The 20,599-nt window shown below is 42.8% G+C and carries 23 protein-coding genes; 6 read left to right on the top strand and 17 right to left on the bottom strand.

Annotation, left to right across the window (positions count from 1 at the left end):
- Positions 1 to 2 precede the first annotated feature (2 nt).
- Positions 3 to 830, bottom strand: a complete 828-nt coding sequence (gene speE, locus PQ578_RS00795) for a polyamine aminopropyltransferase (protein WP_098445429.1) — start codon at positions 828 to 830, stop codon at positions 3 to 5.
- 272 nt (positions 831 to 1,102) lie between these two features.
- Positions 1,103 to 1,882: an undecaprenyl-diphosphate phosphatase gene (gene bacA, locus PQ578_RS00790; protein ID WP_273831775.1), complete on the bottom strand. Its 780-nt coding sequence runs from the start codon at positions 1,880 to 1,882 to the stop codon at positions 1,103 to 1,105.
- Positions 1,883 to 2,070: 188 nt separating this feature from the next.
- Here bacA and PQ578_RS00785 point away from each other — a divergent pair, with 188 nt between their 5' ends.
- Positions 2,071 to 4,128, top strand: a complete 2,058-nt coding sequence (locus PQ578_RS00785) for a transglycosylase domain-containing protein (protein WP_273831774.1) — start codon at positions 2,071 to 2,073, stop codon at positions 4,126 to 4,128.
- A gap of 25 nt (positions 4,129 to 4,153) precedes the next feature.
- Here PQ578_RS00785 and PQ578_RS00780 read toward each other — a convergent pair whose 3' ends face one another.
- Positions 4,154 to 4,405, bottom strand: coding sequence for a DUF2164 domain-containing protein (locus PQ578_RS00780; protein WP_224881449.1), 252 nt, complete (start codon positions 4,403 to 4,405; stop codon positions 4,154 to 4,156).
- 177 nt (positions 4,406 to 4,582) lie between these two features.
- The gene (locus tag PQ578_RS00775) at positions 4,583 to 5,110 is read right to left on the bottom strand and encodes a YwhD family protein (protein WP_160918238.1); all 528 of its coding nucleotides are present in this window, start codon (positions 5,108 to 5,110) and stop codon (positions 4,583 to 4,585) included.
- A gap of 186 nt (positions 5,111 to 5,296) precedes the next feature.
- Here PQ578_RS00775 and PQ578_RS00770 point away from each other — a divergent pair, with 186 nt between their 5' ends.
- On the top strand, positions 5,297 to 6,613 hold the full coding sequence (locus PQ578_RS00770) for an NCS2 family permease (protein WP_273831773.1): 1,317 nt from the start codon (positions 5,297 to 5,299) through the stop codon (positions 6,611 to 6,613).
- Between the two features lie 81 nt (positions 6,614 to 6,694).
- Here the strand turns inward: PQ578_RS00770 and PQ578_RS00765 are convergent, their stop codons facing one another.
- Positions 6,695 to 7,726 carry an oxidoreductase gene (locus PQ578_RS00765; protein WP_273831772.1) on the bottom strand — a complete coding sequence of 344 codons (1,032 nt, stop codon included), beginning with the start codon at positions 7,724 to 7,726 and terminating at the stop codon, positions 6,695 to 6,697.
- A gap of 173 nt (positions 7,727 to 7,899) precedes the next feature.
- On the opposite strand from PQ578_RS00765, the gene PQ578_RS00760 reads away from it, so the two are divergent.
- A complete protein-coding gene (locus tag PQ578_RS00760; RefSeq protein WP_273831771.1) occupies positions 7,900 to 8,328 on the top strand; it encodes a hypothetical protein in 429 nt (142 codons plus the stop codon).
- A 69-nt stretch (positions 8,329 to 8,397) separates the two neighbouring features.
- On the opposite strand, the gene PQ578_RS00755 is transcribed toward PQ578_RS00760, so the two are convergent.
- From PQ578_RS00755 to PQ578_RS00745, 3 genes are all read right to left on the bottom strand, one after another.
- Positions 8,398 to 8,892, bottom strand: coding sequence for a YwgA family protein (locus PQ578_RS00755; RefSeq protein ID WP_098445437.1), 495 nt, complete (start codon positions 8,890 to 8,892; stop codon positions 8,398 to 8,400).
- 170 nt (positions 8,893 to 9,062) lie between these two features.
- The gene (locus PQ578_RS00750; protein WP_273831770.1) at positions 9,063 to 10,346 is read right to left on the bottom strand and encodes an HD domain-containing protein; all 1,284 of its coding nucleotides are present in this window, start codon (positions 10,344 to 10,346) and stop codon (positions 9,063 to 9,065) included.
- A 192-nt stretch (positions 10,347 to 10,538) separates the two neighbouring features.
- Complete coding sequence (locus PQ578_RS00745; protein WP_273831768.1) at positions 10,539 to 11,771, bottom strand: dicarboxylate/amino acid:cation symporter; 1,233 nt, start codon at positions 11,769 to 11,771, stop codon at positions 10,539 to 10,541.
- A gap of 411 nt (positions 11,772 to 12,182) precedes the next feature.
- On the opposite strand from PQ578_RS00745, the gene lipL reads away from it, so the two are divergent.
- Positions 12,183 to 13,019 carry an octanoyl-[GcvH]:protein N-octanoyltransferase gene (gene lipL, locus PQ578_RS00740; RefSeq protein ID WP_273831766.1) on the top strand — a complete coding sequence of 279 codons (837 nt, stop codon included), beginning with the start codon at positions 12,183 to 12,185 and terminating at the stop codon, positions 13,017 to 13,019.
- Between the two features lie 41 nt (positions 13,020 to 13,060).
- On the opposite strand, the gene pta is transcribed toward lipL, so the two are convergent.
- Positions 13,061 to 14,035, bottom strand: a complete 975-nt coding sequence (pta, locus tag PQ578_RS00735) for a phosphate acetyltransferase (protein ID WP_273831765.1) — start codon at positions 14,033 to 14,035, stop codon at positions 13,061 to 13,063.
- Between the two features lie 431 nt (positions 14,036 to 14,466).
- Between pta and hemQ the strand changes: the two genes are divergently transcribed.
- Both hemQ and gerQ read left to right on the top strand, forming a co-directional pair.
- Positions 14,467 to 15,213, top strand: a complete 747-nt coding sequence (hemQ, locus tag PQ578_RS00730) for a hydrogen peroxide-dependent heme synthase (RefSeq protein WP_098445442.1) — start codon at positions 14,467 to 14,469, stop codon at positions 15,211 to 15,213.
- Positions 15,214 to 15,532: 319 nt separating this feature from the next.
- A complete protein-coding gene (gene gerQ / locus PQ578_RS00725) occupies positions 15,533 to 15,973 on the top strand; it encodes a spore coat protein GerQ (RefSeq protein WP_337957996.1) in 441 nt (146 codons plus the stop codon).
- Positions 15,974 to 16,163: 190 nt separating this feature from the next.
- Here the strand turns inward: gerQ and PQ578_RS00720 are convergent, their stop codons facing one another.
- The 8 genes from PQ578_RS00720 to PQ578_RS00685 form a co-directional block, all read right to left on the bottom strand.
- A complete protein-coding gene (locus PQ578_RS00720) occupies positions 16,164 to 16,532 on the bottom strand; it encodes a DUF423 domain-containing protein (RefSeq protein ID WP_165998723.1) in 369 nt (122 codons plus the stop codon).
- Between the two features lie 82 nt (positions 16,533 to 16,614).
- The gene (locus tag PQ578_RS00715; protein WP_273831762.1) at positions 16,615 to 17,871 is read right to left on the bottom strand and encodes an ABC transporter permease; all 1,257 of its coding nucleotides are present in this window, start codon (positions 17,869 to 17,871) and stop codon (positions 16,615 to 16,617) included.
- Positions 17,868 to 18,572 (bottom strand): ABC transporter ATP-binding protein, encoded by a 705-nt coding sequence (locus PQ578_RS00710; RefSeq protein WP_273831760.1) that lies wholly within the window; start codon positions 18,570 to 18,572, stop codon positions 17,868 to 17,870. Before PQ578_RS00710 ends, PQ578_RS00715 begins: the two co-directional genes overlap by 4 nt.
- Positions 18,573 to 18,620: 48 nt before the next feature.
- Positions 18,621 to 18,863: a helix-turn-helix domain-containing protein gene (locus PQ578_RS00705; RefSeq protein ID WP_273831759.1), complete on the bottom strand. Its 243-nt coding sequence runs from the start codon at positions 18,861 to 18,863 to the stop codon at positions 18,621 to 18,623.
- 2 nt (positions 18,864 to 18,865) lie between these two features.
- The gene (locus PQ578_RS00700; RefSeq protein ID WP_098445448.1) at positions 18,866 to 19,012 is read right to left on the bottom strand and encodes a YvrJ family protein; all 147 of its coding nucleotides are present in this window, start codon (positions 19,010 to 19,012) and stop codon (positions 18,866 to 18,868) included.
- Positions 19,009 to 19,566, bottom strand: coding sequence for a sigma-70 family RNA polymerase sigma factor (locus tag PQ578_RS00695; protein ID WP_273831756.1), 558 nt, complete (start codon positions 19,564 to 19,566; stop codon positions 19,009 to 19,011). The genes PQ578_RS00700 and PQ578_RS00695 overlap by 4 nt, the downstream gene beginning before the upstream one ends.
- Positions 19,567 to 19,721: 155 nt before the next feature.
- Entirely contained in the window at positions 19,722 to 20,159 is a 438-nt protein-coding gene (locus tag PQ578_RS00690) for a YaaR family protein (protein ID WP_273831755.1), read from the bottom strand.
- Positions 20,156 to 20,587 carry a DUF6115 domain-containing protein gene (locus PQ578_RS00685; RefSeq protein ID WP_273831753.1) on the bottom strand — a complete coding sequence of 144 codons (432 nt, stop codon included), beginning with the start codon at positions 20,585 to 20,587 and terminating at the stop codon, positions 20,156 to 20,158. Before PQ578_RS00685 ends, PQ578_RS00690 begins: the two co-directional genes overlap by 4 nt.
- Between the last annotated feature and the right edge of the window lie 12 nt (positions 20,588 to 20,599).

Here is a 20,599-nt window from a genome sequence, read left to right as displayed (position 1 = left end):
GCTCATTTAATGAGATCCTGTACAAATTTCGGAAGTGCGAAGCTAGCCGTGTGAAGCTCTTTAGTATAGTACTTTGTGTCAATGTCATGGAAGCGACTTTCAGGTACTTCAAGCGGATCATTCTTTTTCGAACCAATCGTAAATGTCCAGAGACCGCTTGGGTAAGTAGGAATGTTCGCTGTGTAAACGCGCGTAATCGGGAAAATCTCTCTTACGTCTTTGGATACTTGTGTAATTAAGTCTGCTTTAAACCATGGGTTGTCCGTCTGTGCAACGAAAATACCGTCTTCTTTTAAAGCTTTTGAAATGCCTTCATAAAAGCCACGCTCAAAAAGCTTTGCAGCTGGTCCAACCGGCTCCGTTGAATCGACCATAATCACGTCGTATTCTCCTTCGCTTTTTGCGATATGCATAAAGCCATCATCAACGAGCACTTCAACACGCTCATTATCTAATGCTCCTGCAATGGAAGGCAAGTATTTCTTCGAGTACTCGATCACTTTGCCATCGATTTCAACAAGCGTTGCTTTTTCAACAGATGGGTGCTTTAATACTTCCCGAATGACACCACCATCTCCACCACCAACAACAAGAACGTGTTTTGGATTCGGATGCGTAAATAACGGTACGTGAGCGACCATTTCATGATAGACGAACTCATCTTTTTCCGTCGTCATAACCATGCCATCAAGAACTAGCATGTTTCCGAATTCTTCTGTTTCAATCATATCCAGACGCTGAAAGTCAGTTTGTTCTGTATGCAACGTCTGTTTAATTTTCGCCGTAATGCCAAAGCTTTCTGTCTGTTTCTCTGTGTACCATAATTCCATGTAAACCACTCCTCTATGTCAAATTGCTACACTAAGACCGTTCCCGAACCGCATAGGTCCAAACACCATTAGTATGTAGCAAAAAAATGGATCTAAGCATCAGGAAAGCTTGCCACCAAACGGAAGCCACCGTTTTCCTTATCCTTTCGTCCCTTTAAAAAGTTTCTTAAAGCACAAGAAAAGTATAGTCGACTCTGCGTAAAAAGCAAGAGAATTTTCTACATTCATTTCTTGTTTCTAACAGTAATGAATTTGCCTCTCTTCCATTCGCGCTAAAACAACACCATCCAAACAAAGAGAGCGAGTACAAATCGATAGATCGCAAAAGGGATCAATCGGACGCGTTCCACGAATTTAATAAATGTTACAATAGCGAAAAGCGCAACAACAAAGGCTGCCAAAAAGCCTGTCGCAAATACTGGAAGATCAGATACGGATAAAAACTGATAGCTTTTCAATAAATCATATCCGCTTGCCGCCACCATCATCGGAACCGCTAAAATAAACGAAAATTCAGCCGCTGTTTTGTGATTTGTTCCTAGTAAGACGCCGCCTGAAATCGTGGCACCTGACCGTGAAAATCCTGGCCACAGTGCTAAACATTGAAAGAGACCAATCGAGAAAGCCTGCTTCAGCGTTAAGTCATCTAAACTTGAACTAACAGGGGCACGTTTTTTTAGATCAGCGAAAATCATCAACACACCACCAACAATCAGTCCGATGACGACGGTATATGGCGAGAATAGATAACTTTTTATAAACCCATGAAGAAGGAAGCCCGCTACTACAGCTGGAATCATACCAAGGATAAGATGAACAAGGGTTAACCCTTCACTTGATTTTGGTGATAATAACGAAACAAATCGTTTTCGATACATGACAACCACCGCAAGAATTGACCCAAGTTGAATGACGATTTCAAACGTCTTTGCCCTCTCTCCAGTAAAATCGAGCCAGTATCCTGTTAAGATCAAATGCCCCGTTGATGAAACTGGTAAAAATTCTGTTAGTCCTTCTACAATCCCAAGTATGATTGCAATCATAATCTCCATACGTTTCTCTCCCCGCTCTCAATTAAGTTTTAGTATAGTTCACTTTATTCAAAAACTGGACAACTATTTTTTAAACTTATTGCTACCGTCGTTCGTTTTGAAAAAACAAGTATCTTTCATCGGGAAACGTGTTTAAGAGTTTCTAGATTGTTACATACTAGATTTAAGACGATGTGGGGGTGAACCACATGAAATGGCTCAAGGATGAGCGATTCCATTATTGGAAGCGATGGACCATGCTTCTAAGTAAATTAATGATGATTGGCATCGTGTTAATCGGGATGTCTATGGGGATGCTTTATTTGCTAACGGTGTTTATGGGAGCTCCCGAACTTCAAGTTCCACAAACAACGATTTACTATGATCATGATGAAACGGTTATAAGCGAATCAAATCAAGATGGTCAGAACCGCTATTGGGTTGACCTTGAACATATTTCTCCCAACGTGATTGATGCAACAATCGCCATTGAAGACAGGCATTTCTACGATCATATGGGGTTTGATTTTAAACGGATCGGCGGGGCCATTCTAGCTGATTTAAAAGCAATGGCAAAAGTTCAAGGAGCTAGTACCATTACACAGCAATATGCGCGGAATCTCTTTTTAGAACATGATAAAACGTGGAAACGAAAAATCGCAGAAGCCTTTTATGCTTACCGGCTCGAGGTTCATTATTCAAAAGAAGAGATTCTTGAAGGGTATTTAAATACGATTTACTATGGACACGGCTCTTACGGGATTGAGTCTGCAGCAAGAACGTACTTTGGCAAAAAAGCGGAGGAACTTTCTCTTGCAGAAGCGGCGATGCTAGCCGGCATTCCGAAAGGACCTGGCTATTACTCTCCTTATGCCGATGCCGAGCGGGCAGAGGAACGGCAAAGCACCGTTCTCCAAGCGATGGTGTCAAACAATGTGCTGTCTGAAGCGGAAGCAATGCAAGCAGAAACAGAAAACATGGCGCTCCAAACGTTCACGGAAGAAACGAAGTCCGACATCGCGCCTTATTTTGCTCAGGAAGTAAAAAAGGAATTAAGATCGGTGCTTTCACTTGATGAGCGTGTCATTGAGCAAGGTGGGCTCCATGTTTATACGACACTTGATGCTCAGATGCAAAAAGCAGCAGAAAAGTGGGTTGCCTCCTCCATTGACCAAAAAAGCGATATTCAGGCAGCGCTCGTCGCCATGGAACCGACGTCAGGAGCCGTTAAGGTGATGATCGGAGGTCGTGATTATTCAGAAAGTAAATTTAATCGTGCCACGATGGCAAAGCGGACGCCAGGTTCCACGTTTAAACCGCTTTTGTATTATGCGGCTATCAAAAATGGCTTCACGCCTTCGACGCTTGTGCGAAGTGAGCCAACGACTTTCTACTATGATAACGAAAAGAAAACCTATTCTCCGCACAACTATGGAGACGTTTATGCGAATGAGGAAATTACTCTTGCACAAGCTTTAGCTCTTTCTGATAATGTTGTCGCGGTAAAAACACATATGTTTTTGGAGGAAAAAACGCTCGTTAATACGGCAAAATCATTTGGAATTACAAGTAAACTATCGGCCATCCCTTCTCTTGCACTTGGTACAAAGCCTGTTGGGATGATGGAAATGACAGAAGCATATAGCATGCTAGCAAATGGTGGCTATAGCGTTTCTCCTTACTACATCGAGAAAGTAACGGATCGCGATGGCAAAGTGATTTATGAGCATTCATCACAATCTGAGCTTGTTTTAGATCCTGAGGCCGCTTTTGTGACGACCAGTATGATGACCGGCGTCTTCGATGAATCACTCAATGATTACACGCGCGTCACGGGGTCTGGCGTTGATCACCTCTTAACGCGACCGGCTGCCGCCAAAACGGGGTCAACTTCTACAGATAGTTGGATGGTAGGATTTACACCGCAGCTTACCGCAGCGGTTTGGGTTGGATACGATAAAGGAGAGAAATTGAATCATCGTAACGATGGCTCTTATACGAAAAAGATCTGGGCAAATTTTATCGAAGAGGCGCTAGCTGAGGAAAAAGCGACTGATTTTAAGAAACCAGATAATGTGGTTGGGATAGAGGTTGATCCTCAAACAGGGCTGATCGCGACTGACAATTGCCCTGTGAAGCGCTTAACTTATTATATAGAAGGAACTGAGCCTTCTCACCTTTGTGAAGATCATCCCGGAACTCCTTCTTCAGAGCAAGAAAAGCAGAAAAAAGGCATTTTCGATCGGTTCTTTAATTGGATTAGATAAAAGACGGGTGCTACACCCGTCTTTCTTAGCGATTCACTTCTGGATCTGGCTTCTTTAACGCCTCAAGGTCTTGTTCGATACTGATCCACTTTTGTTCTGTCATACCAATTGCGTCAGAAATTCCAGCGTTGTAAAGTGTAGGACCGATTTCGGACATCACAAAATGCAAAACGTTTTCAGCGGCAAGATCGCCAATTTCTTCATTTCGCTCTTCATAGAAAAATGCTTGGATGCGCTCAACTAATTCTTTCTTTTTCGCACGTGAGATTTGATACACCTTGCTCACCCTCTCTAAGCAAACGCTTACGAAATGTTCCCTAGAACCAGAACAACCCGGGGAAACTTCCCCGGGCTGTTTTGGGTCCTAGCTATATGTGTTGCGTAACCATAAGTTTACGCTCAGTTTCAGGAAACCTCAAGGGATTTTATCAATTAGTCAGAAAACAACTCAAAGTTAGTCTTGAAGTCCTGCTTTCACTTCATCACTGGAACGTTCATAGACTTCTTTATCAAACTCAATTAAATAGTTACGGAGCATTTGTTTTGATTTAGCATCCATATGGTCGACAACGACTTTACCCTTCATGGATTTATCCATATTGTTTACATGCTCCGGCATGCTTTTCCATGCGCGCTTCGCTTCTGCATTAAAGAAAAATTCACACGCGCCAATGCCATAATAGTGTGGTCCTTCTTCCGTACGTTGAAGGGTCACCCATACTATCCAAGCTGTATGACCATCTGGCACTTCTTCGCGCGTCTTAACGAGCTTCTTGCGTTTTTCAAGAGCACTACGCGCGTGAAGCGCACCTACATCTACATAAATTTCGTCCGTTGTCGGATCAATAATGACAGGTGAAACGTTATCGAGGTTAATCGTACCTACTCCATAACCTCCGTGTCCGTCAGTAGAATCACCACTTAAAATGTTAAAACCTGTTGAAGGCTTCTTTTTCGGATTCTTTTCTTCTTCATTTGCCATTTCTTAGTACCTCCTTCAATCGCAATTGTCCGCTATCATTTTATCACAATTACCTGAATGGATTCATGTCACAGCCATTCACGTTTTATCGGAATTGATTTTAGATTACCCCTTGTCAAATGCGTTTATTACGAATATTATAGTATTTGTGCTTAAAAAACGTTCGTATTTAATGGAGGTCTTACCATGTTTAACTCCTTTTTCCGCTTGAAAGAAAATGGAACAAACGTTAAAACAGAATTTCTTGCAGGATTAACCACTTTCCTGACAATGGTATATATCGTAATTGTTAACCCAATTATCCTATCCTCAACAGGGGTTCCGTTCGATACTGTCTTTATCGCAACGATTATTGCAGCCGTTGTCGGAACACTATGGATGGGTTTATTCGCAAATTACCCAATTGCAATTGCACCTGGTATGGGTCTAAATGCTTACTTCGCATTTTCCGTCGTAGGTGGACAGGCAGGCGTATCCTATCAAGTCGCCTTTGGCGCTGTTTTCATTGCGGGATTATTATTTATTATTCTTTCTCTAACCCCATTCCGTGAGAAGCTAATTGAAGCCATTCCGACAAATCTTAAGCTTGGTATCACAGCTGGAATTGGCTTATTCATTGCGTTTATCGGCCTTCGCATGACAGGCATTATTGTAGCTGATGAAGAAAACCTTGTTGGTCTTGGAAACCTTCATTCTCCTGAAGTGCTTTTAGCACTTGTTGGCCTGATCATTACGCTTATTCTCATGGCCCGTAACGTTCCTGGGGCACTATTCTTCGGCATGATCGTTACTGCGATGATTGCGATCTTCACAGGACAGCTTGAATTTAAAGAAGGCTTTATGCAAACACCTTCGGCTCCTGAATTCTTCATTTTCGGAAGCCCACTTCAGGCAATTAAAGATATGGTTGAATACGGCTTATACGCCGTTGTATTCTCTTTCTTACTCGTTACTTTATTTGATACAACCGGTACGATGGTTGGCGTTGCTGAACAAGCTGGTTTAATGAAAGGGAAGAAAATGCCGCGTGCTCGTCAGGCACTTCTTGCTGACTCGATCGGCACAACAGTTGGAGCCATTTTTGGAACAAGCCCTACAAGTGCTTATCTTGAATCCTCTGCAGGCGTTGCAGCTGGTGGTCGAACTGGTTTAACATCTGTCGTCGTTTCGATCTTGTTCATTGTCTCTGCGTTCTTTGGCCCACTCGTCGGCTCTCTATCAGGTCTTGCAGCGATTACAGCACCAACGCTCATTATCGTCGGAAGCTTAATGATTGGCGCCGTTGGCAAAATCGACTGGAGTGAATTTGACGAAGCATTCCCAGCTTTCTTAATCATTCTCACAATGCCACTAACTGCAAGTATTGCAACAGGAATCGCTCTTGGCTTTATTACGTACCCTATTTTAAAAGTTGTTAAAGGAAAATGGCGTGACGTTCATCCGCTTCTCTACCTTTTCGCCGTATTATTCTTCTATCAACTTGCTTTTCTGCCTCATGCATAATCAAAAGCTCTGCCCACTGGGCGGAGCTTTTTTATCTTCTAAAAATCCACTAATACAGGTAACGCCCTTCCAATCGACGACCTATACCCAATGCATCACTTTTTTCTCTTCACTACTCTTGAATGCAAGCTCAATCACTTTAATAACATTCAGCGCTTCTTCAGCAGTGACCGGTGGCGCGCTATCTTCTTTCAGGGCCTGATAAACTTCCTTGTAGTACGTTTGATAAGATCCAGGTAAGGTCTTCACCACGTGATCACCTTCTTCATTCGTCAGCACACCGAACTGCTCTCGCGCTTCTTCTCCCCAACCTGCGTCTCCTGGAACTCTTCCCGCTATCAATGCTTCCTCTTGAGGATCAATGCCCCATTTTAAGAACGAACCCTTTATCCCATGAATTTGATAGCGTGGCCCATGTTTTTTTACGAGAGAGCCACCATGAAGAATCACTCTCTTTTTTCCATAATGCAGAATCAGGTGAAAGTAGTCATCTGTTTTGCCTTCTTCGCGCTGGGCCATTATATCCGCATAAACGCCGTCCGGTTTCCCAAAGAGGGTGAGCGCCTGGTCAATTAAATGGGAACCGAGATCAAATAGGATGCCAGATCCTTTCTTGTCTTGTTCTCGCCAACGATCACGTACCTCCGCACGATAGCGATCGTAATGAGCCTCGTAAGTGATAACCGATCCAAGCCGCTCTTCCTTTATGAGCTGTTGAATCGTGAGAAAATCACTATCGTATCGTCTGTTATGGTACACGCTTAACAACCGGTCACCTTCTTCTGCAACCGCAATGAGCCGCTCCCCTTCTTCTACACTAACAGTGAATGGTTTTTCAAGAACAACATGCATTCCTGCTTCAAGAGCCTGTTTGGCCATTGGAAAATGAAACTCATTCGGCGTCGTGATAATGACCAGCTCGATTTCCTCATCGGTTAACAACTCCTCCATAGACGACACAACATTCACCTCTGGAAATGAACGATGGACCTTGTCTGCATTCGAAGAAACGACTGTTGAAATCGTTAATCCCTCTACCGCTTCAATGACAGGGGCATGAAACGTCGCCCCTGAAAATCCAAAGCCAACTAAACCTACTTTTACTTCTCTCATTCTTCCTCACTCCCGCGTTATAAGCCTTTTGAACCCTTTTTTCAATTCGACAAAAATGCCCAAATTACTCGACTTCTTTTTCCAAATTTTGATACTAATAAACGATTATACTAATGTTCAGACGGGTATTTATGTAATGAATCCGAAACATTTGTAAAGAAGGTGGCTTTATTATGAAAAAAACCCTTTATTCCCCTATTATGATCAGTTTTATTCTTGGATTACTCGCTTCTCTCATTTATACGATCATTCTAGCAGCAGGCGGCTATCATCATACTGGATTAGCTGGCTTCTTTTCAATTCTCACCATCCTGGTAGCTTATCTTCTACTTTCGACGTACTGGCTTCCTACCCTTCTTGAAATAAAAACGACGATTGCGCTCGGAGTGGGAATTACGTTCCATGTTATTAGTTCTTTCACGCTCGTCGTTATGATGGCAGGTACGTTACCCGAGATTTCAGAGCTGCTTCTCCCTTACTTAAGTACACTCCTTATTTCTTTTCTAATCATGATCATCATACTTTTCGCTGGGTTCATTATTGGAAAAGTAGATTTCACGAAATTTACTTATAGAGATAAGAAAATGACGATGAAAGGTTAATTTCAACAACAAAAGGTGCCCCGAAAGGGCACCTTTTGTTGTCTATTCATCTATTGTGCCAAAATGGCATTAACAGCCAAGCTTTTCCATAAAAGCATAGGCTTGCTCAATTTCATCTTCAGAATAATTTTGCTTCCGTTTAATCGTATGAACTTTCTCAACAACTTCTTCTTTTGTCAGGCGATCGAAAAAAAGAATCGTTGAAACGAGTTCAAGAAAACGGGAGCTCTGGCTATTAATTTCACTGATACACTGACGAAGTTCAGGCAATTCAAAATCGTAATGACCTAGAAATTCATCGCCTTCTTCCGTTACTGCATATTTATATTGGTAATAGTTCCCTTTACTTTCTTTCACTTCGGTGACAAGACCCAAGTTACAAAGTTCCTCGACTCTAAGTGTTAACTCTTCTGAGTAAGGACCATAGAAATGAAACTGATATTTCTCGTTAAATGGAAACTGCAACTTTTTGCAAATGTAGATGATCTTTTGTAGTTTCTTACGTCCAATGACTTCTCCGGCTTCTTTCAACACAGCTATCACTTTCGCGTGATCTTCTAGCAACCTGCACCCCTCCCATGTACTTTTTACAGGTTGTCCAAAAAGCAATCTTACTTTATCAGATGAGGTTCAAAAGCTTTGCAAACGATCCACGCCACTTCTTTCGAACACACACCAGCATCACCTGTAGCGGAAGCGAACTTCATGCCAGGACTGCCTTTCTTTTTGAACAGCTAATCGATTTGAAGCAATGACTTAATACGACGAGTAGCATCTGTATTTCCTTCAAGAATAAAGTCCGCAGGGAAATACAGTTTATGATCGGTTCTTTTTTTACCCGAAATAGCTTCCACCACATCAGATTCACGCGAAAGCTCACGTAAATCGCCACCAGGTTTTAATAGATGTATCGGTAACCGTTCTTCTTCTTCACCGGGCCGATAGAAATCATACGGCAAATCGGAAGATGAATCAACCACTAAATAATAATCAGGATCAATTCCCGCTTCATGAAAGGAATCATGTAGCTCTCGCCACGCATTCATTTGCTGCATCGGGTTAAATTCGATGTATTTAAATAGCCTACGATTCATAAACCGTTCGCATAGATCGCTCAAGATATGGTCCTTCTCCTCCTGCCAGATCTGGAAATAAAACATCACAACAGAATCATCCAACTTCAAAAAATCTTCAAGACTAATATCTTCTTTAAAAAGAGAATAGAAGTGAATCGGATCATGTTGAAAGTGATAGCCCTGCTCAAATAACGCCTTTGCGCGATGAAGAATTTTACTTAAAATCACCTCTGCACTTCGCGTCACAGGATGAAAATAAATTTGCCAGTACATTTGATAGCGACTCATAATATAGTCTTCTACTGCGTGCATACCACTTTGCTTGATGACGATTTGATCGTCACCCGGGCGCATCACGCGTAGAATACGCTCAATATCAAATTGACCATAGCTGACCCCTGTAAAATAAGCATCCCGAAGAAGATAGTCCATCCGATCTGCATCGATTTGGCTTGAAATTAAGCTAACCACAAGTTTATTATCATGCGTTTTGGCAATGACATCCGCAACTTGAAGCGGGAAATCATCGCTCACCCTTCGTAGTACCTTGTTGATTTCAGTGTCACCTAGAATGACCATCCGCGTGAAATCTTCATGATCAAGGTTAAATACTTTTTCAAAGGAGTGTGAAAACGGCCCGTGCCCAACGTCATGCAATAGCGCTGCGCACATGCTTAACAGCCTATTCTTTTCATCCCATCCCTCATACTGAGAGAAAATCTCGTTAATACGCCTCACAATCTCATAAACACCGAGTGAGTGACTAAAGCGACTATGTTCTGCCCCGTGAAAAGTAAGATACGTTGTTCCGAGCTGGCGAACTCTCCGCAAACGCTGGAATTCTTTCGTACCAATCAGATCCCAGATTAAACGGTATCGAACATGGATATAGCGATGGACAGGGTCTTTAAATACTTTTTCTTCGTTTAATCGTTCGAGCATTCCGCGGCAGGCTCCTTCCGTCAAATTCATCCCTTCATTATATACCACCCCATAACAAATGAAAACCTTCTCCCGGGTCGTGATGGGAGAAGGCTCATGTTGTTTGGGTAGATAAAAAGAATGGAAATGAATAAAGCTGAGCGTCAAATCATTCTGCATATAGAGAGGGGCACGTGCCCCTCTTAATTCATGTTATAGAACAGTTTCAACTTTTTTGCCTTCACGTTTTTCTTCTGATTTTGCAATATACATCGCACAAGCTGCGTCACCTGTAATGTTAACAGCCGTACGCGTCATATCAAGAAGACGGTCAACGGCAAGAATTAAGCCGATCGGTTCGACAGGTAAACCTACTTGCTTTAGAACCATTGCGAGCATAATGAGTCCTACTCCTGGTACACCTGCAGTACCGATACTAGCGAGTGTCGCCGTAACTACAACAATAATAAGCTGTGTAAAGGTTAAATCAACACCGGTAATTTGAGCAATAAAAATCGTTGCAACACCTTGCATAATCGCCGTTCCGTCCATGTTAATTGTTGCTCCAAGCGGTTGGACAAAACTACTGATTTGCTTTGGTACTTTCAAGTTTTCCTGAGCGGTTTTCATTGAAACTGGAAGTGTACCGCTACTAGAAGAAGTACTGAAAGCAACTGCCATCGCTGGCGCAAAAGCTTTATAGAATTTAATTGGATTCTCTTTACATAGGAAGTAAATCGCACTACCATATGTGAAGAGAAAATGAATGAGCAAAGCTCCTAGTACAACTAGGAAATACATTCCCATCGATTGTAGAGCTTCTTTCCCCTGGCCACCAACGGCAGAAGCGATTAGCGCAAAAGCACCGTATGGCGCTGTTTCCATAATGATTTTAACAAGATACATCATAACGTCGTTACCTTGTTCAAACAAGTCACGTAGTGCTTTCGTGCGTTCTCCAAGAATCGCAAGGGCAAAACCTACGAAAATAGCAAATGCGATAATTTGAAGCATGTTTCCTTCAACCATCGCTTGAATAGGGTTGGTTGGAATGATATTAATAATTGTATCCAACACAGGAGGTGCTTCTTCAGCTTTAAAGTCTGAGTTTCCTGAGAACGATCCTTCAACACCTGGTTTAATTAAGTAAGCAAGTGCCATTGCAATCGAAATGGCAACCGTTGTTGTAACGAGGAAAAACGCAACTGTTTTCCCGCCCATTCGGCCAAGTTTCTTCGGATCGCTTATTCCGGCTGTTCCTACTACGATAGAGAAGAATACGATTGGTACAACGAGCATCTTAATTAAGTTCAGAAAGATTTGCCCAACAGGACCAAATAAATATTGATCGACAGGTCCAAAGGCATCTGGTGCAAATAGATTAAAGATCACACCAACTAGGATACCTAGAACAAGACCTGCAATAATTTTAACTGTTAGCTTCATAAACATGTCCCCTTTCGTCTCATCGACTTTGATACCATCATCGTGTGCATAATACGGACCGCACAATGCTGGCTAATTTCTGCTTTATGTAGATTTTCCTTATGATCTAAGTCATACATGAAAGCTCTTACATAGATTACCATTTCTTTTCTATCTATACCCGCTCGCTCGCTAACTTGAAACTACCGTAATTATCATTATATCATTTTAGACAATTCTCGCAATTTCCTTTTTTTCGCAAGCCCTCATTTTACTTTAGAAATCGAAGTTTTATAGGGAAATAAGGGCTGAAATTGGGTAAAAAGGATCAGCGATTTTGTCATCACCCGGGAAATACTGTCGGATGATGTCTTAAAACTCCTTTCGTCTGCTATAATAGGAACGATTAGTACGTGAAAAAGGGGTAAGAAAATGGGAAACAACGATTCAATTCTTTATCAGCCAACATGGCGGATTATTGATCAATCAACCCTTGGCCCGTCGTTTGATGCCCTCCAATCGTTCGCAATGGATGATACGCTTTGCAATTCCGCTGGAAGCGGCGAATCGCCAACAATTTTGCGCTCATGGGTTCATCACAATACGATTGTCCTTGGCATACAAGATACGCGCCTTCCTTATTTTGAAGAGGCCGTTCACTATTTAAAATCTCTAGGGTATCGAGTAATCGTAAGAAACTCCGGTGGCCTTGCCGTTGTCCTTGATGCAGGCGTCTTAAATCTCTCACTCGTCTTAGCTGAGAAGCAACAGCAAATTGATATCGATACAGGGTACGGAGCAATGGTCGATTTTGTACAGGAAATGCTAGCACCGTATAATGTCACAATCGAAGACCGTGAAATTGTCGGTAGTTACTGTCCTGGTCGCTATGATTTAAGCATTAATGGAAAGAAATTCGCCGGCATTTCTCAGCGCAGACTTCGCGGAGGAGTTGCCGTACAAGTCTACTTATGCGTAGATGGAAGTGGAGCAGAGCGAGCGTCTGTGATTCAGGAGTTTTATAAACGAGGTGTGAACGGAGAAGCAACGAAATTCACCTATCCTGAAATTGTTCCAGAAACAATGGCTTCGTTAACTGAATTAATCGGAGAAGAATTAACCGTTTCAGATATGATGATGAAAACGCTGAAAACGCTAAAGACGTATGCCGGATCAATGACAACAGCACACCTTTCAATTCCTGAGCTTTCTCTTTATGACTACAATTATCAGCGCGTCTTCACGCGTAATGAAAAAGCGCTCGGTTAAAAAACTCCCCTGAAGGCATGCCTTCAGGGGAGTTTCATATCTTATAGGCTTTGCATTGCAGTAATCAATGCCAGCTTGTACACGTCTTCCTCACTACATCCGCGGGAAAGATCGTTAACTGGTTTGTTTAGCCCTTGAAGAACTGGACCAACGGCTTCATAGCCACCAAGGCGCTGAACCATTTTGTAGCCAATGTTTCCTGCTTCAAGACTAGGGAATACAAATACATTCGCTTCCCCTTTAAGTGGCGATTCAGGTGCTTTCTTTTGAGCAACTTCTGGAACGAAGGCAGCATCAAATTGGAATTCACCATCAATAATAAGATCAGGTGCCATTTCTTTCGCAAGACGCGTTGCTTCTTCAACCTTCTCTGTTTCAGGAGATTTTGCAGATCCTTTTGTCGAGAAGCTTAACATCGCTACTTTTGGCTCAATGCCAAACATTTTCGCTGTTTCTGCACTGCTTACACCGATTTCAGCCAAATCATTACTATCAGGAGAGATGTTAATCGCACAGTCAGCAAAAACGTACTTCTCATCACCTTTTACCATAACGAATGCGCCAGATGTTTTCTTCACGCCTTCTTTCGTCTTGATAATTTGAAGTGCCGGACGAACCGTATCACCAGTCGAGTGAGCAGCACCACTTACAAGGCCGTCTGCTTTACCTGTGTGAACGAGCATTGTCCCAAAGTAATTTACATTAAGAAGAATTTCCTGCGCCTGTTCCGCTGTTGCTTTGCCTTTACGACGTTCAACAAATGATTCAACAAGAGCATCCATTTCAGAATAAGTTGCTGGATCCATCACAGTTAGATCACTGTGCAATGTAAGATTTAAGCTTGTTGCTTTATCTTGAATGGCATTTTCTCCACCAATAACGATTGGCTTTAAGATGCCATCCTTTGCAAGACGGTTAGCCGCTACTAATACGCGCTCATCTGTTCCTTCTGGAAAAACGATTGTCGGATAGCCTGCTTTTACCTGGTCTTTCATGCTTGTAAAAAGATCACTCATTATTTTCACCTCATTGTTTTTAATATCCAACTCCTACGATAACTCTTTTTCCCACAAAACGAAAATAAATCCCTGATTGTAAGCTCTTTCATATAAAAGTTCTATTTTTCAGACGAATCCAAAGGTTCATTAGTAGCTTTCATTCTTGATACTCTTCTAACTATAAGCTAACACGATCGTATTTAAACATTGGTACTGATTTTCTATCCGATTTCTGAGCATCTTTTTTCATCCAATCGTCACTCTCAATCGCTTTTAAAGAGGGACAAGTATTGGTATAGTAGGAAGTGGATATAGTGAAACTTCCATCAGAGTGGGCATTGTTTGATTTGCTTTGATGGTTAGTTGAACCAATCGGACCTTTAGTGGCAGTTGCTGTATAAACGTAACCTGCCTTATTGGTGTGATAAAAGATAAGGAGTGAATCAGATATGAATCAAGCAGCAGTTACTCTCGATGGCTGGTATTGCCTTCATGACTTCCGTACTATGAACTGGACGGCATGGAAACAGCTTTCAAGCGAAGAACGTGATCTTGCGATGAATGAATTTCTAACGTTCCTTGAAAAATGGGAAGTCACAGCAGGCCATAAACAAGGAAGTCATACACTTTATTCCATCATTGGTCAGAAAGCGGACTTTATGTTAATGCTCCTCCGCCCAACTATGGAAGAGTTAAATGAAATTGAAAATGCTTTTAACAAAACGACATTAGCTGAATATACGGTGAAAGAATACTCTTACGTATCTGTCGTTGAGCTTAGTAACTATATGGCTGGAAAAGATAGCGATCCTGATAATGATCCGCGCATCCAGGCTCGCTTGAAGCCAGAATTAGCAGAAGCTCCTTACGTGTGCTTCTATCCAATGAACAAAAAGCGCGAAGGAAACGACAACTGGTACATGCTATCAATGGACGAGCGTCGTGAAATGATGCGTAGTCACGGACTGATTGGACGTAGCTATGCTGGCAAAGTAAAGCAGATTATCACAGGCTCTGTTGGCTTTGATGACTGGGAATGGGGCGTTACGCTTTTCGCAGACGACGTGCTTCAGTTTAAAAAGCTTGTCTATGAAATGCGCTTCGATGAAGTTAGTGCCCGTTATGGCGAATTTGGTAGCTTCTACGTTGGAACTCACCTTCCAAAAGAACGCCTTCCACAATTCTTATACGTATAATCTTGCAAGCTCTTCTAACACTTTTTTTGTGTTCAGGAGAGCTTTTTTGTTTCTCTGAGCGATTTTCGTCATAGGCATATTCTTTCATTTCGTACATACAATGAGTTACGTAGAGCCATGGCATTATCCTTTCTTATTTGCGTGCCCGAAGCATCAATTTGCTAGCTATTCGCTCTGGTTCTTTAACTCTGGTTGCGCCTAGCGGTTTAACCATTGGAATGAGGGACGCTTTAAGTCACACGGCTTTACCAAGCCGACCGTAAGCAAATGTGCGGAAGTTTACAACAGTTTTTAAGAGAACGCTTTAAGGAGGGTTATGATGAATAATCAATACTGGAAAACCCCACAGTCACAAAACATGGGCGGCTATGGGCAAATGCCGCAGCAACCGCAAGGCGGGCAAATGGCACAGTATCCTTCAGGCTTCCCTGGTCAAGGACAGCAAGTTCAAGGAGCATCCATGGGGGTAGGCTTTCCTGCACAACTTGCCGTAGAGCAATCTTACATCGAAAACATCCTGCGTTTGAATTTAGGGAAAATCGCCACCGTTTACATGACGTTCGAAAACAGTGAGAAATGGAATTCGAAAGTGTTTAAAGGGGTGGTCGAAGCAGCGGGAAGAGATCATATCATTCTTTCTGATCCCCAAACAGGCAAACGTTATATTTTACTCATGGTTTATTTAGACTATATTACATTTGATGAAGAGCTCGAGTATAATTACCCTCTTCAACAAACAACGCAATATACTCCGCGTTAGCGGATATGAAAAAGCTGCCGGGATTCCGGCAGCTTTCTGTTTTGGCCAATATATTGTGAGTTTGGCCAATATAATCCCGTTTTGGCCAATATCCTGAGAAATTAGCCAATAAACCGCAACCATCCGCCAACTTTCGATATATAGCGGGTGGTGACAGGCACCCGCGAACTCGCGAACTTGCTCACTCACGCTACGCCTTAAACGCCGCAACCACAACCAAAATCCACGCTGTAATAAACGCGACGCCACCAAGCGGCGTGATCGCACCAAGAATCTTAATTCCGCTCAGGCTAAGCACGTACAAGCTGCCGGAAAACAGCACGATTCCAGCAAACATCAGCCAGCCGGCCCATTGCATCAATCCTGCAGATTGGAGCTTATCTGCCGCAATAGCTACTCCAACTAACCCAAGCGCGTGATACATGTGATATTGAACACCTGTTTTGAACGTTTCTAGCATTTTCTCTGATAGTCGTCCTTCTAATCCATGTGCACCGAATGCGCCAAGTCCAACTGCAAGCGCCGCATTAATCGCACCAATAATTAAAAATAGCTTCATCTCATTATCCGCTCCCTCGTCCGAATCTTCTCTCCCATCATAGCGGAAAGCGCTTGAATGAAGCAACGAATTCTGAAATTGTTCATATACCTTTCGAATCTTGCCACTTACCTGTTTGCATACCTCTGTGCACCATTTGCACACTTTCTTTAAAAACAAACCAACCGCCTAACGGAAAAAGTAACAGTCCCATCCATCCAGGGAATGAAGACCCCGTTACCAAACAGAGCAAGAGAAAACTCGGCATCGACACGAGCTTTAACGCTTGTTTCTCCGCTTCCTCACGTAGCGACGTCTCCCACTGAAATAACTGAGCATAGCTACCTTCTGAGAACTCACGCCAGTCCGCTCTCGATAGCCCGATCAGCGCATAAAGTGCAAACAGAAGCACCACCACTTTCACAACCAGTGGCAATAAAAGGATCGCTGCCGTTCCCCAGCCGATCACTTGTAGGTAATATTGCATTTTTCCAACCGATCGAAGCAACCATTTCGTATAAAGATCGATCATCCTTGTCTGTGGAGAACGTTTCTTACGTATTCGCTTGGAGCCTCGAAAAAGAAAAGGCTGTTTTCGAACAATTAGAGTCGCCGGCGCGACCCCAACGTTTCCCATCAAAAATTTCGTTATACTCTGCTTATACCCCCGCTCGATGACCGCATCGTGAAAAAAGGTTCCCCTCATCTGCACACGTGCCCGGAGCTGAACAACCAACAGAAGGAGTAAACTTCCGATCCCGGCAGCAACCGCCCATTCGTACTTCCAGCCGACCTGGCTCACTGCAAGCAGGATTACAATGGAAAGCAGGTTCACAAATCCAACGGGTATCCATTTCACCCAAATTGAAGGCACGAACAGATCAATAAAATACCGACACGTTTTCGCATTCCAACTCATTAAAAGTAGAAATAGCCCTGTAACAGCCACTCGCTCCACACTCCAACCCCATCCTGTTATGAGTAACGGAAGAGCAACACCAATTCCAAGAGACGTTACGAGCATTCCTTTCAAAAGTGAATGCGCCATCCCCCACTTCTTCAGTCCTTTACTAAGGACTGCGTTTTGCAACAAATACACCTGATCCGCTTCTTCTGTATAAATCCGTAATGACCAGGTCGTTGCGATTAAGTACAGTGGAAATACAGCCGCCTGCTCAGGAATTACTGCGAGCCAGTCTGGTGCCACCAGCCACCAGGAGCGGTAATAAGCAACACCAATCATGAGCGCTGGAATCAGAATATAGAGCCAAACCGTCCAATCAAGCGCAGCCTTTAAATCACGAATTTTATAACGACGATCGTCACTTACTCGCTGTCGTAAAAGTTGAAAGGATGTCATATTCGTTGCTCCATTAACGTATCAACACAATCAAGAAGCGAACTGTCGATCTCTAAGCCAGATTGCTCACGCATTTCCTGAAGCGACCCTTTTGCAAGAAGCGTTCCGTTCGACAGTAAAACAAAGCGATCACATACCCGCTCCGCCGTATCTAACACATGCGTACACATTAAGATTGCCGCACCGAGCGCTCGTTCTTTTTCAATTAGCTTTAAAAAGTCTTTCGTTGCCCGTGGATCCAATCCTAGAAACGGCTCATCAATGATATACACATCAGGCCGTAGCATAAACGCGGTAATTAGCATCACCTTTTGTCTCATTCCTTTTGAAAAGCTTGACGGTAGATGATGCATCACGTGCTCAAGCTGGAAGTAACGGATCAAATCTTTTGCACGCTCCTCCCAGTCCTCATCAGCCAACGCGGTTGCCGCTGCCGCAAGCTCTAAATGCTCCCAAAGCGTTAAGCTATCATAGAAAACCGGCTGCTCTGGAACGTAAGCATAGCGCGTCTCATTCTCAAACGTGACGTTTCCTTTCCATTCTTTTAACAACCCTAGAATCGTCTTAATCGTTGTACTTTTACCCGCTCCGTTTGACCCTAGTAACCCAAGCAGCTCTCCACTCTTTACTTCAAATGCAATCTCTCGAATTTTACTCTCTCTTTTTTCGTAACCTGCTTCCTCAATCGCAACCTTCAACATTACCTTCACCTCTACCCTTTTATACGAGATAAAACGGATAAAAGTTTCCTATTTCTTCCGTTTTTGAGCTTCAATAAACTGTTCAAAGTTCGGCACATCCCCCACACTGTATTTTTCAACAGCTTCCATAACCTTCATCACTAATTCCTGTCGTAAATCATCTCTATTTTGAGGGGACGTTTGCCTGAGTTCTGCTTCAATTTTTTTCTCAAACTGGTTGAGGATTGCATTCAGTCCCTCTTTGTCTTCATTCTTTGCCTGCTGTAAAAGCGTATATAGTCTTTTCTCCATAGTCATCCCTTCTTGTTTGTTTCCTTATCCTCCACTGCATTCGTGAGATCATCAATTTTCTTTTCAAGTCGAACGAGCAAATATAGAGAGACCACAATCGGAAATCCTAAATCACCGATAATCGCGTTAATCACTGTTGTGATGCTCATGAACTCCCCTCCTTTCCTACAGCCCTTAACTTCTCAAGGGCTCGTTTACGCCTTCTGCTTACGGCTTGCTGCGAAATACCAGCCGTTCTAGCAATCTCCGTATCCGATAGCTCGAAGCGATAAAATAGGTCTAGAACCTCTTTCTGCTTTGACGTTAACCTGCTAAAAGCAAGATAAAGGGATTTCTGCTGTATACTCTCTTCAAACGCTGGTTCTCCATCACTTGTCGGGCTTTCAATCAAATCAATCCAGGCAACATCTGAGGCTCCTACAGGCTGATCAAGTGTGAGAGGAAAACGAAGATGCCCAAGTCTACGCTTTCGATCAAAGTTAATGGCCGTGTAACGAATGAGTTTCGTCACATAAGCGATAAATCGAATTTCCGTGTAATACTTATGAAAAAGAGAATTGAGTCTGTTTAACGCTTCACGATCCCGCGATTCATAAGCCTCCATAAAACTTGTCCAATGCGCTTCTTCTTGAATAAACGACTGAAACAAGAGATTTTCCTTTAACTCCTCCATCACTTTATCTAAACGCCACTCATTTTTCATTCTCACCTCTCCTTTCTCTGTCTGTAGGAATGAAAGTATGCTGAAAGATAAAAATCACAACCATCATTTCGAACGTATGTTCTTATTTTATTATAAAAAAAACTCATGCAAATAACCATGAGTCAATACTTCCTATTTCACATAGGTCGATCGAACTAGAGAGAAAGATCAACAAGCAGGCCTTTTATTTCACCGATCAGCGATAATAAGGTCATTCCATTCTTCTCTTTCTCTCGCATCTCTTCCTGAATTTCAATGAGCTTGTTCTCTACCGTTTCCACAAGCTTGTACGTGCGACTTCTGCCATAGTGATCCATGCTCTTTTTCTCGGAAAGCATAAGGCCCTGGCTAACCGCTTCTTCAAGAAACTGTTTTACCATCCTCTTGTAGGCAGATAAGTTCTGAAACGTTCGTTCCTTTCCAAGCAGCTCACCCTGACGGTCAATTTGTTGCAGAAGACGCTGAAGCTCAGCCCCTTTCAACTCTTTAGACGCCTCCTGAATCACAGACTGAAACGCAACCTGCTTGTTTCCTTTTGGTAAATCTAGCTTTAAAGGATCAACCGATGGTTTGCCGTGCTGCTGAATTTTCATCGCTGTTCAGACCTTCCATGTAAATTGACGATCAGCTCTACTTCTCCGATCCCACAGTTTAATATCCGCGCAATGTCTGCTACCGAAAAGCCCTGCTGGTGAAGCTGAACGGCTTTTTGATTTCGTTCATTATGAGCGGAAGGGTGCTGAATGATAACTGGTTTCGTTGCCTCCTCGACTTCAGGAGCACGAGCCTGCTCTATAACGCGAAGGCGCGTATCCAGCTGGTTTTCACGTTTATCGACGTAGGATTTCACTTCCTTTAAGAGACGGTCATTCTCTTCCTCAAGCTGTTCGATATAGACTTCCATACTGACTGCAATCTCTTCTCGTACTTCCGTTCCCTTCGTTTGCTTTAGAAAAAGAAGCACGATACATAGAAAGCTCACAAGATGAAGCGCAATACTAATAAAAATGAATGGATACATAAGGATCACTCC

Origin of the sequence: Guptibacillus sedimenti (genome assembly GCF_028610665.1) — a bacterium.
Lineage (GTDB): Bacteria > Bacillota > Bacilli > Bacillales > Guptibacillaceae > Guptibacillus > Guptibacillus sedimenti.
This window is presented reverse-complemented; position numbering and strand designations above follow the sequence as displayed.

Bases quoted from the DNA above. Each gene is read 5' to 3' on its own strand.
- PQ578_RS00785 (WP_273831774.1), top strand. From the start codon at position 2,071: ATGAAATGGCTCAAGGATGAGCGATTCCATTATTGGAAGCGATGGACC.
- hemQ (WP_098445442.1), top strand. From the start codon at position 14,467: ATGAATCAAGCAGCAGTTACTCTCGATGGCTGGTATTGCCTTCATGAC.
- PQ578_RS00765 (WP_273831772.1), bottom strand. From the start codon at position 7,726: ATGAGAGAAGTAAAAGTAGGTTTAGTTGGCTTTGGATTTTCAGGGGCG.
- lipL (WP_273831766.1), top strand. From the start codon at position 12,183: ATGGGAAACAACGATTCAATTCTTTATCAGCCAACATGGCGGATTATT.
- bacA (WP_273831775.1), bottom strand. From the start codon at position 1,882: ATGGAGATTATGATTGCAATCATACTTGGGATTGTAGAAGGACTAACA.
- PQ578_RS00695 (WP_273831756.1), bottom strand. From the start codon at position 19,566: ATGAAAAATGAGTGGCGTTTAGATAAAGTGATGGAGGAGTTAAAGGAA.
- pta (WP_273831765.1), bottom strand. From the start codon at position 14,035: ATGAGTGATCTTTTTACAAGCATGAAAGACCAGGTAAAAGCAGGCTAT.
- PQ578_RS00745 (WP_273831768.1), bottom strand. From the start codon at position 11,771: ATGAAGCTAACAGTTAAAATTATTGCAGGTCTTGTTCTAGGTATCCTA.
- PQ578_RS00750 (WP_273831770.1), bottom strand. From the start codon at position 10,346: ATGCTCGAACGATTAAACGAAGAAAAAGTATTTAAAGACCCTGTCCAT.
- PQ578_RS00715 (WP_273831762.1), bottom strand. From the start codon at position 17,871: ATGACATCCTTTCAACTTTTACGACAGCGAGTAAGTGACGATCGTCGT.
- gerQ (WP_337957996.1), top strand. From the start codon at position 15,533: ATGAATAATCAATACTGGAAAACCCCACAGTCACAAAACATGGGCGGC.
- PQ578_RS00760 (WP_273831771.1), top strand. From the start codon at position 7,900: ATGAAAAAAACCCTTTATTCCCCTATTATGATCAGTTTTATTCTTGGA.
- PQ578_RS00710 (WP_273831760.1), bottom strand. From the start codon at position 18,572: ATGTTGAAGGTTGCGATTGAGGAAGCAGGTTACGAAAAAAGAGAGAGT.
- PQ578_RS00685 (WP_273831753.1), bottom strand. From the start codon at position 20,587: ATGTATCCATTCATTTTTATTAGTATTGCGCTTCATCTTGTGAGCTTT.
- PQ578_RS00775 (WP_160918238.1), bottom strand. From the start codon at position 5,110: ATGGCAAATGAAGAAGAAAAGAATCCGAAAAAGAAGCCTTCAACAGGT.
- PQ578_RS00770 (WP_273831773.1), top strand. From the start codon at position 5,297: ATGTTTAACTCCTTTTTCCGCTTGAAAGAAAATGGAACAAACGTTAAA.
- PQ578_RS00720 (WP_165998723.1), bottom strand. From the start codon at position 16,532: ATGAAGCTATTTTTAATTATTGGTGCGATTAATGCGGCGCTTGCAGTT.
- PQ578_RS00690 (WP_273831755.1), bottom strand. From the start codon at position 20,159: ATGAAAATTCAGCAGCACGGCAAACCATCGGTTGATCCTTTAAAGCTA.
- PQ578_RS00705 (WP_273831759.1), bottom strand. From the start codon at position 18,863: ATGGAGAAAAGACTATATACGCTTTTACAGCAGGCAAAGAATGAAGAC.
- speE (WP_098445429.1), bottom strand. From the start codon at position 830: ATGGAATTATGGTACACAGAGAAACAGACAGAAAGCTTTGGCATTACG.
- PQ578_RS00700 (WP_098445448.1), bottom strand. From the start codon at position 19,012: ATGAGCATCACAACAGTGATTAACGCGATTATCGGTGATTTAGGATTT.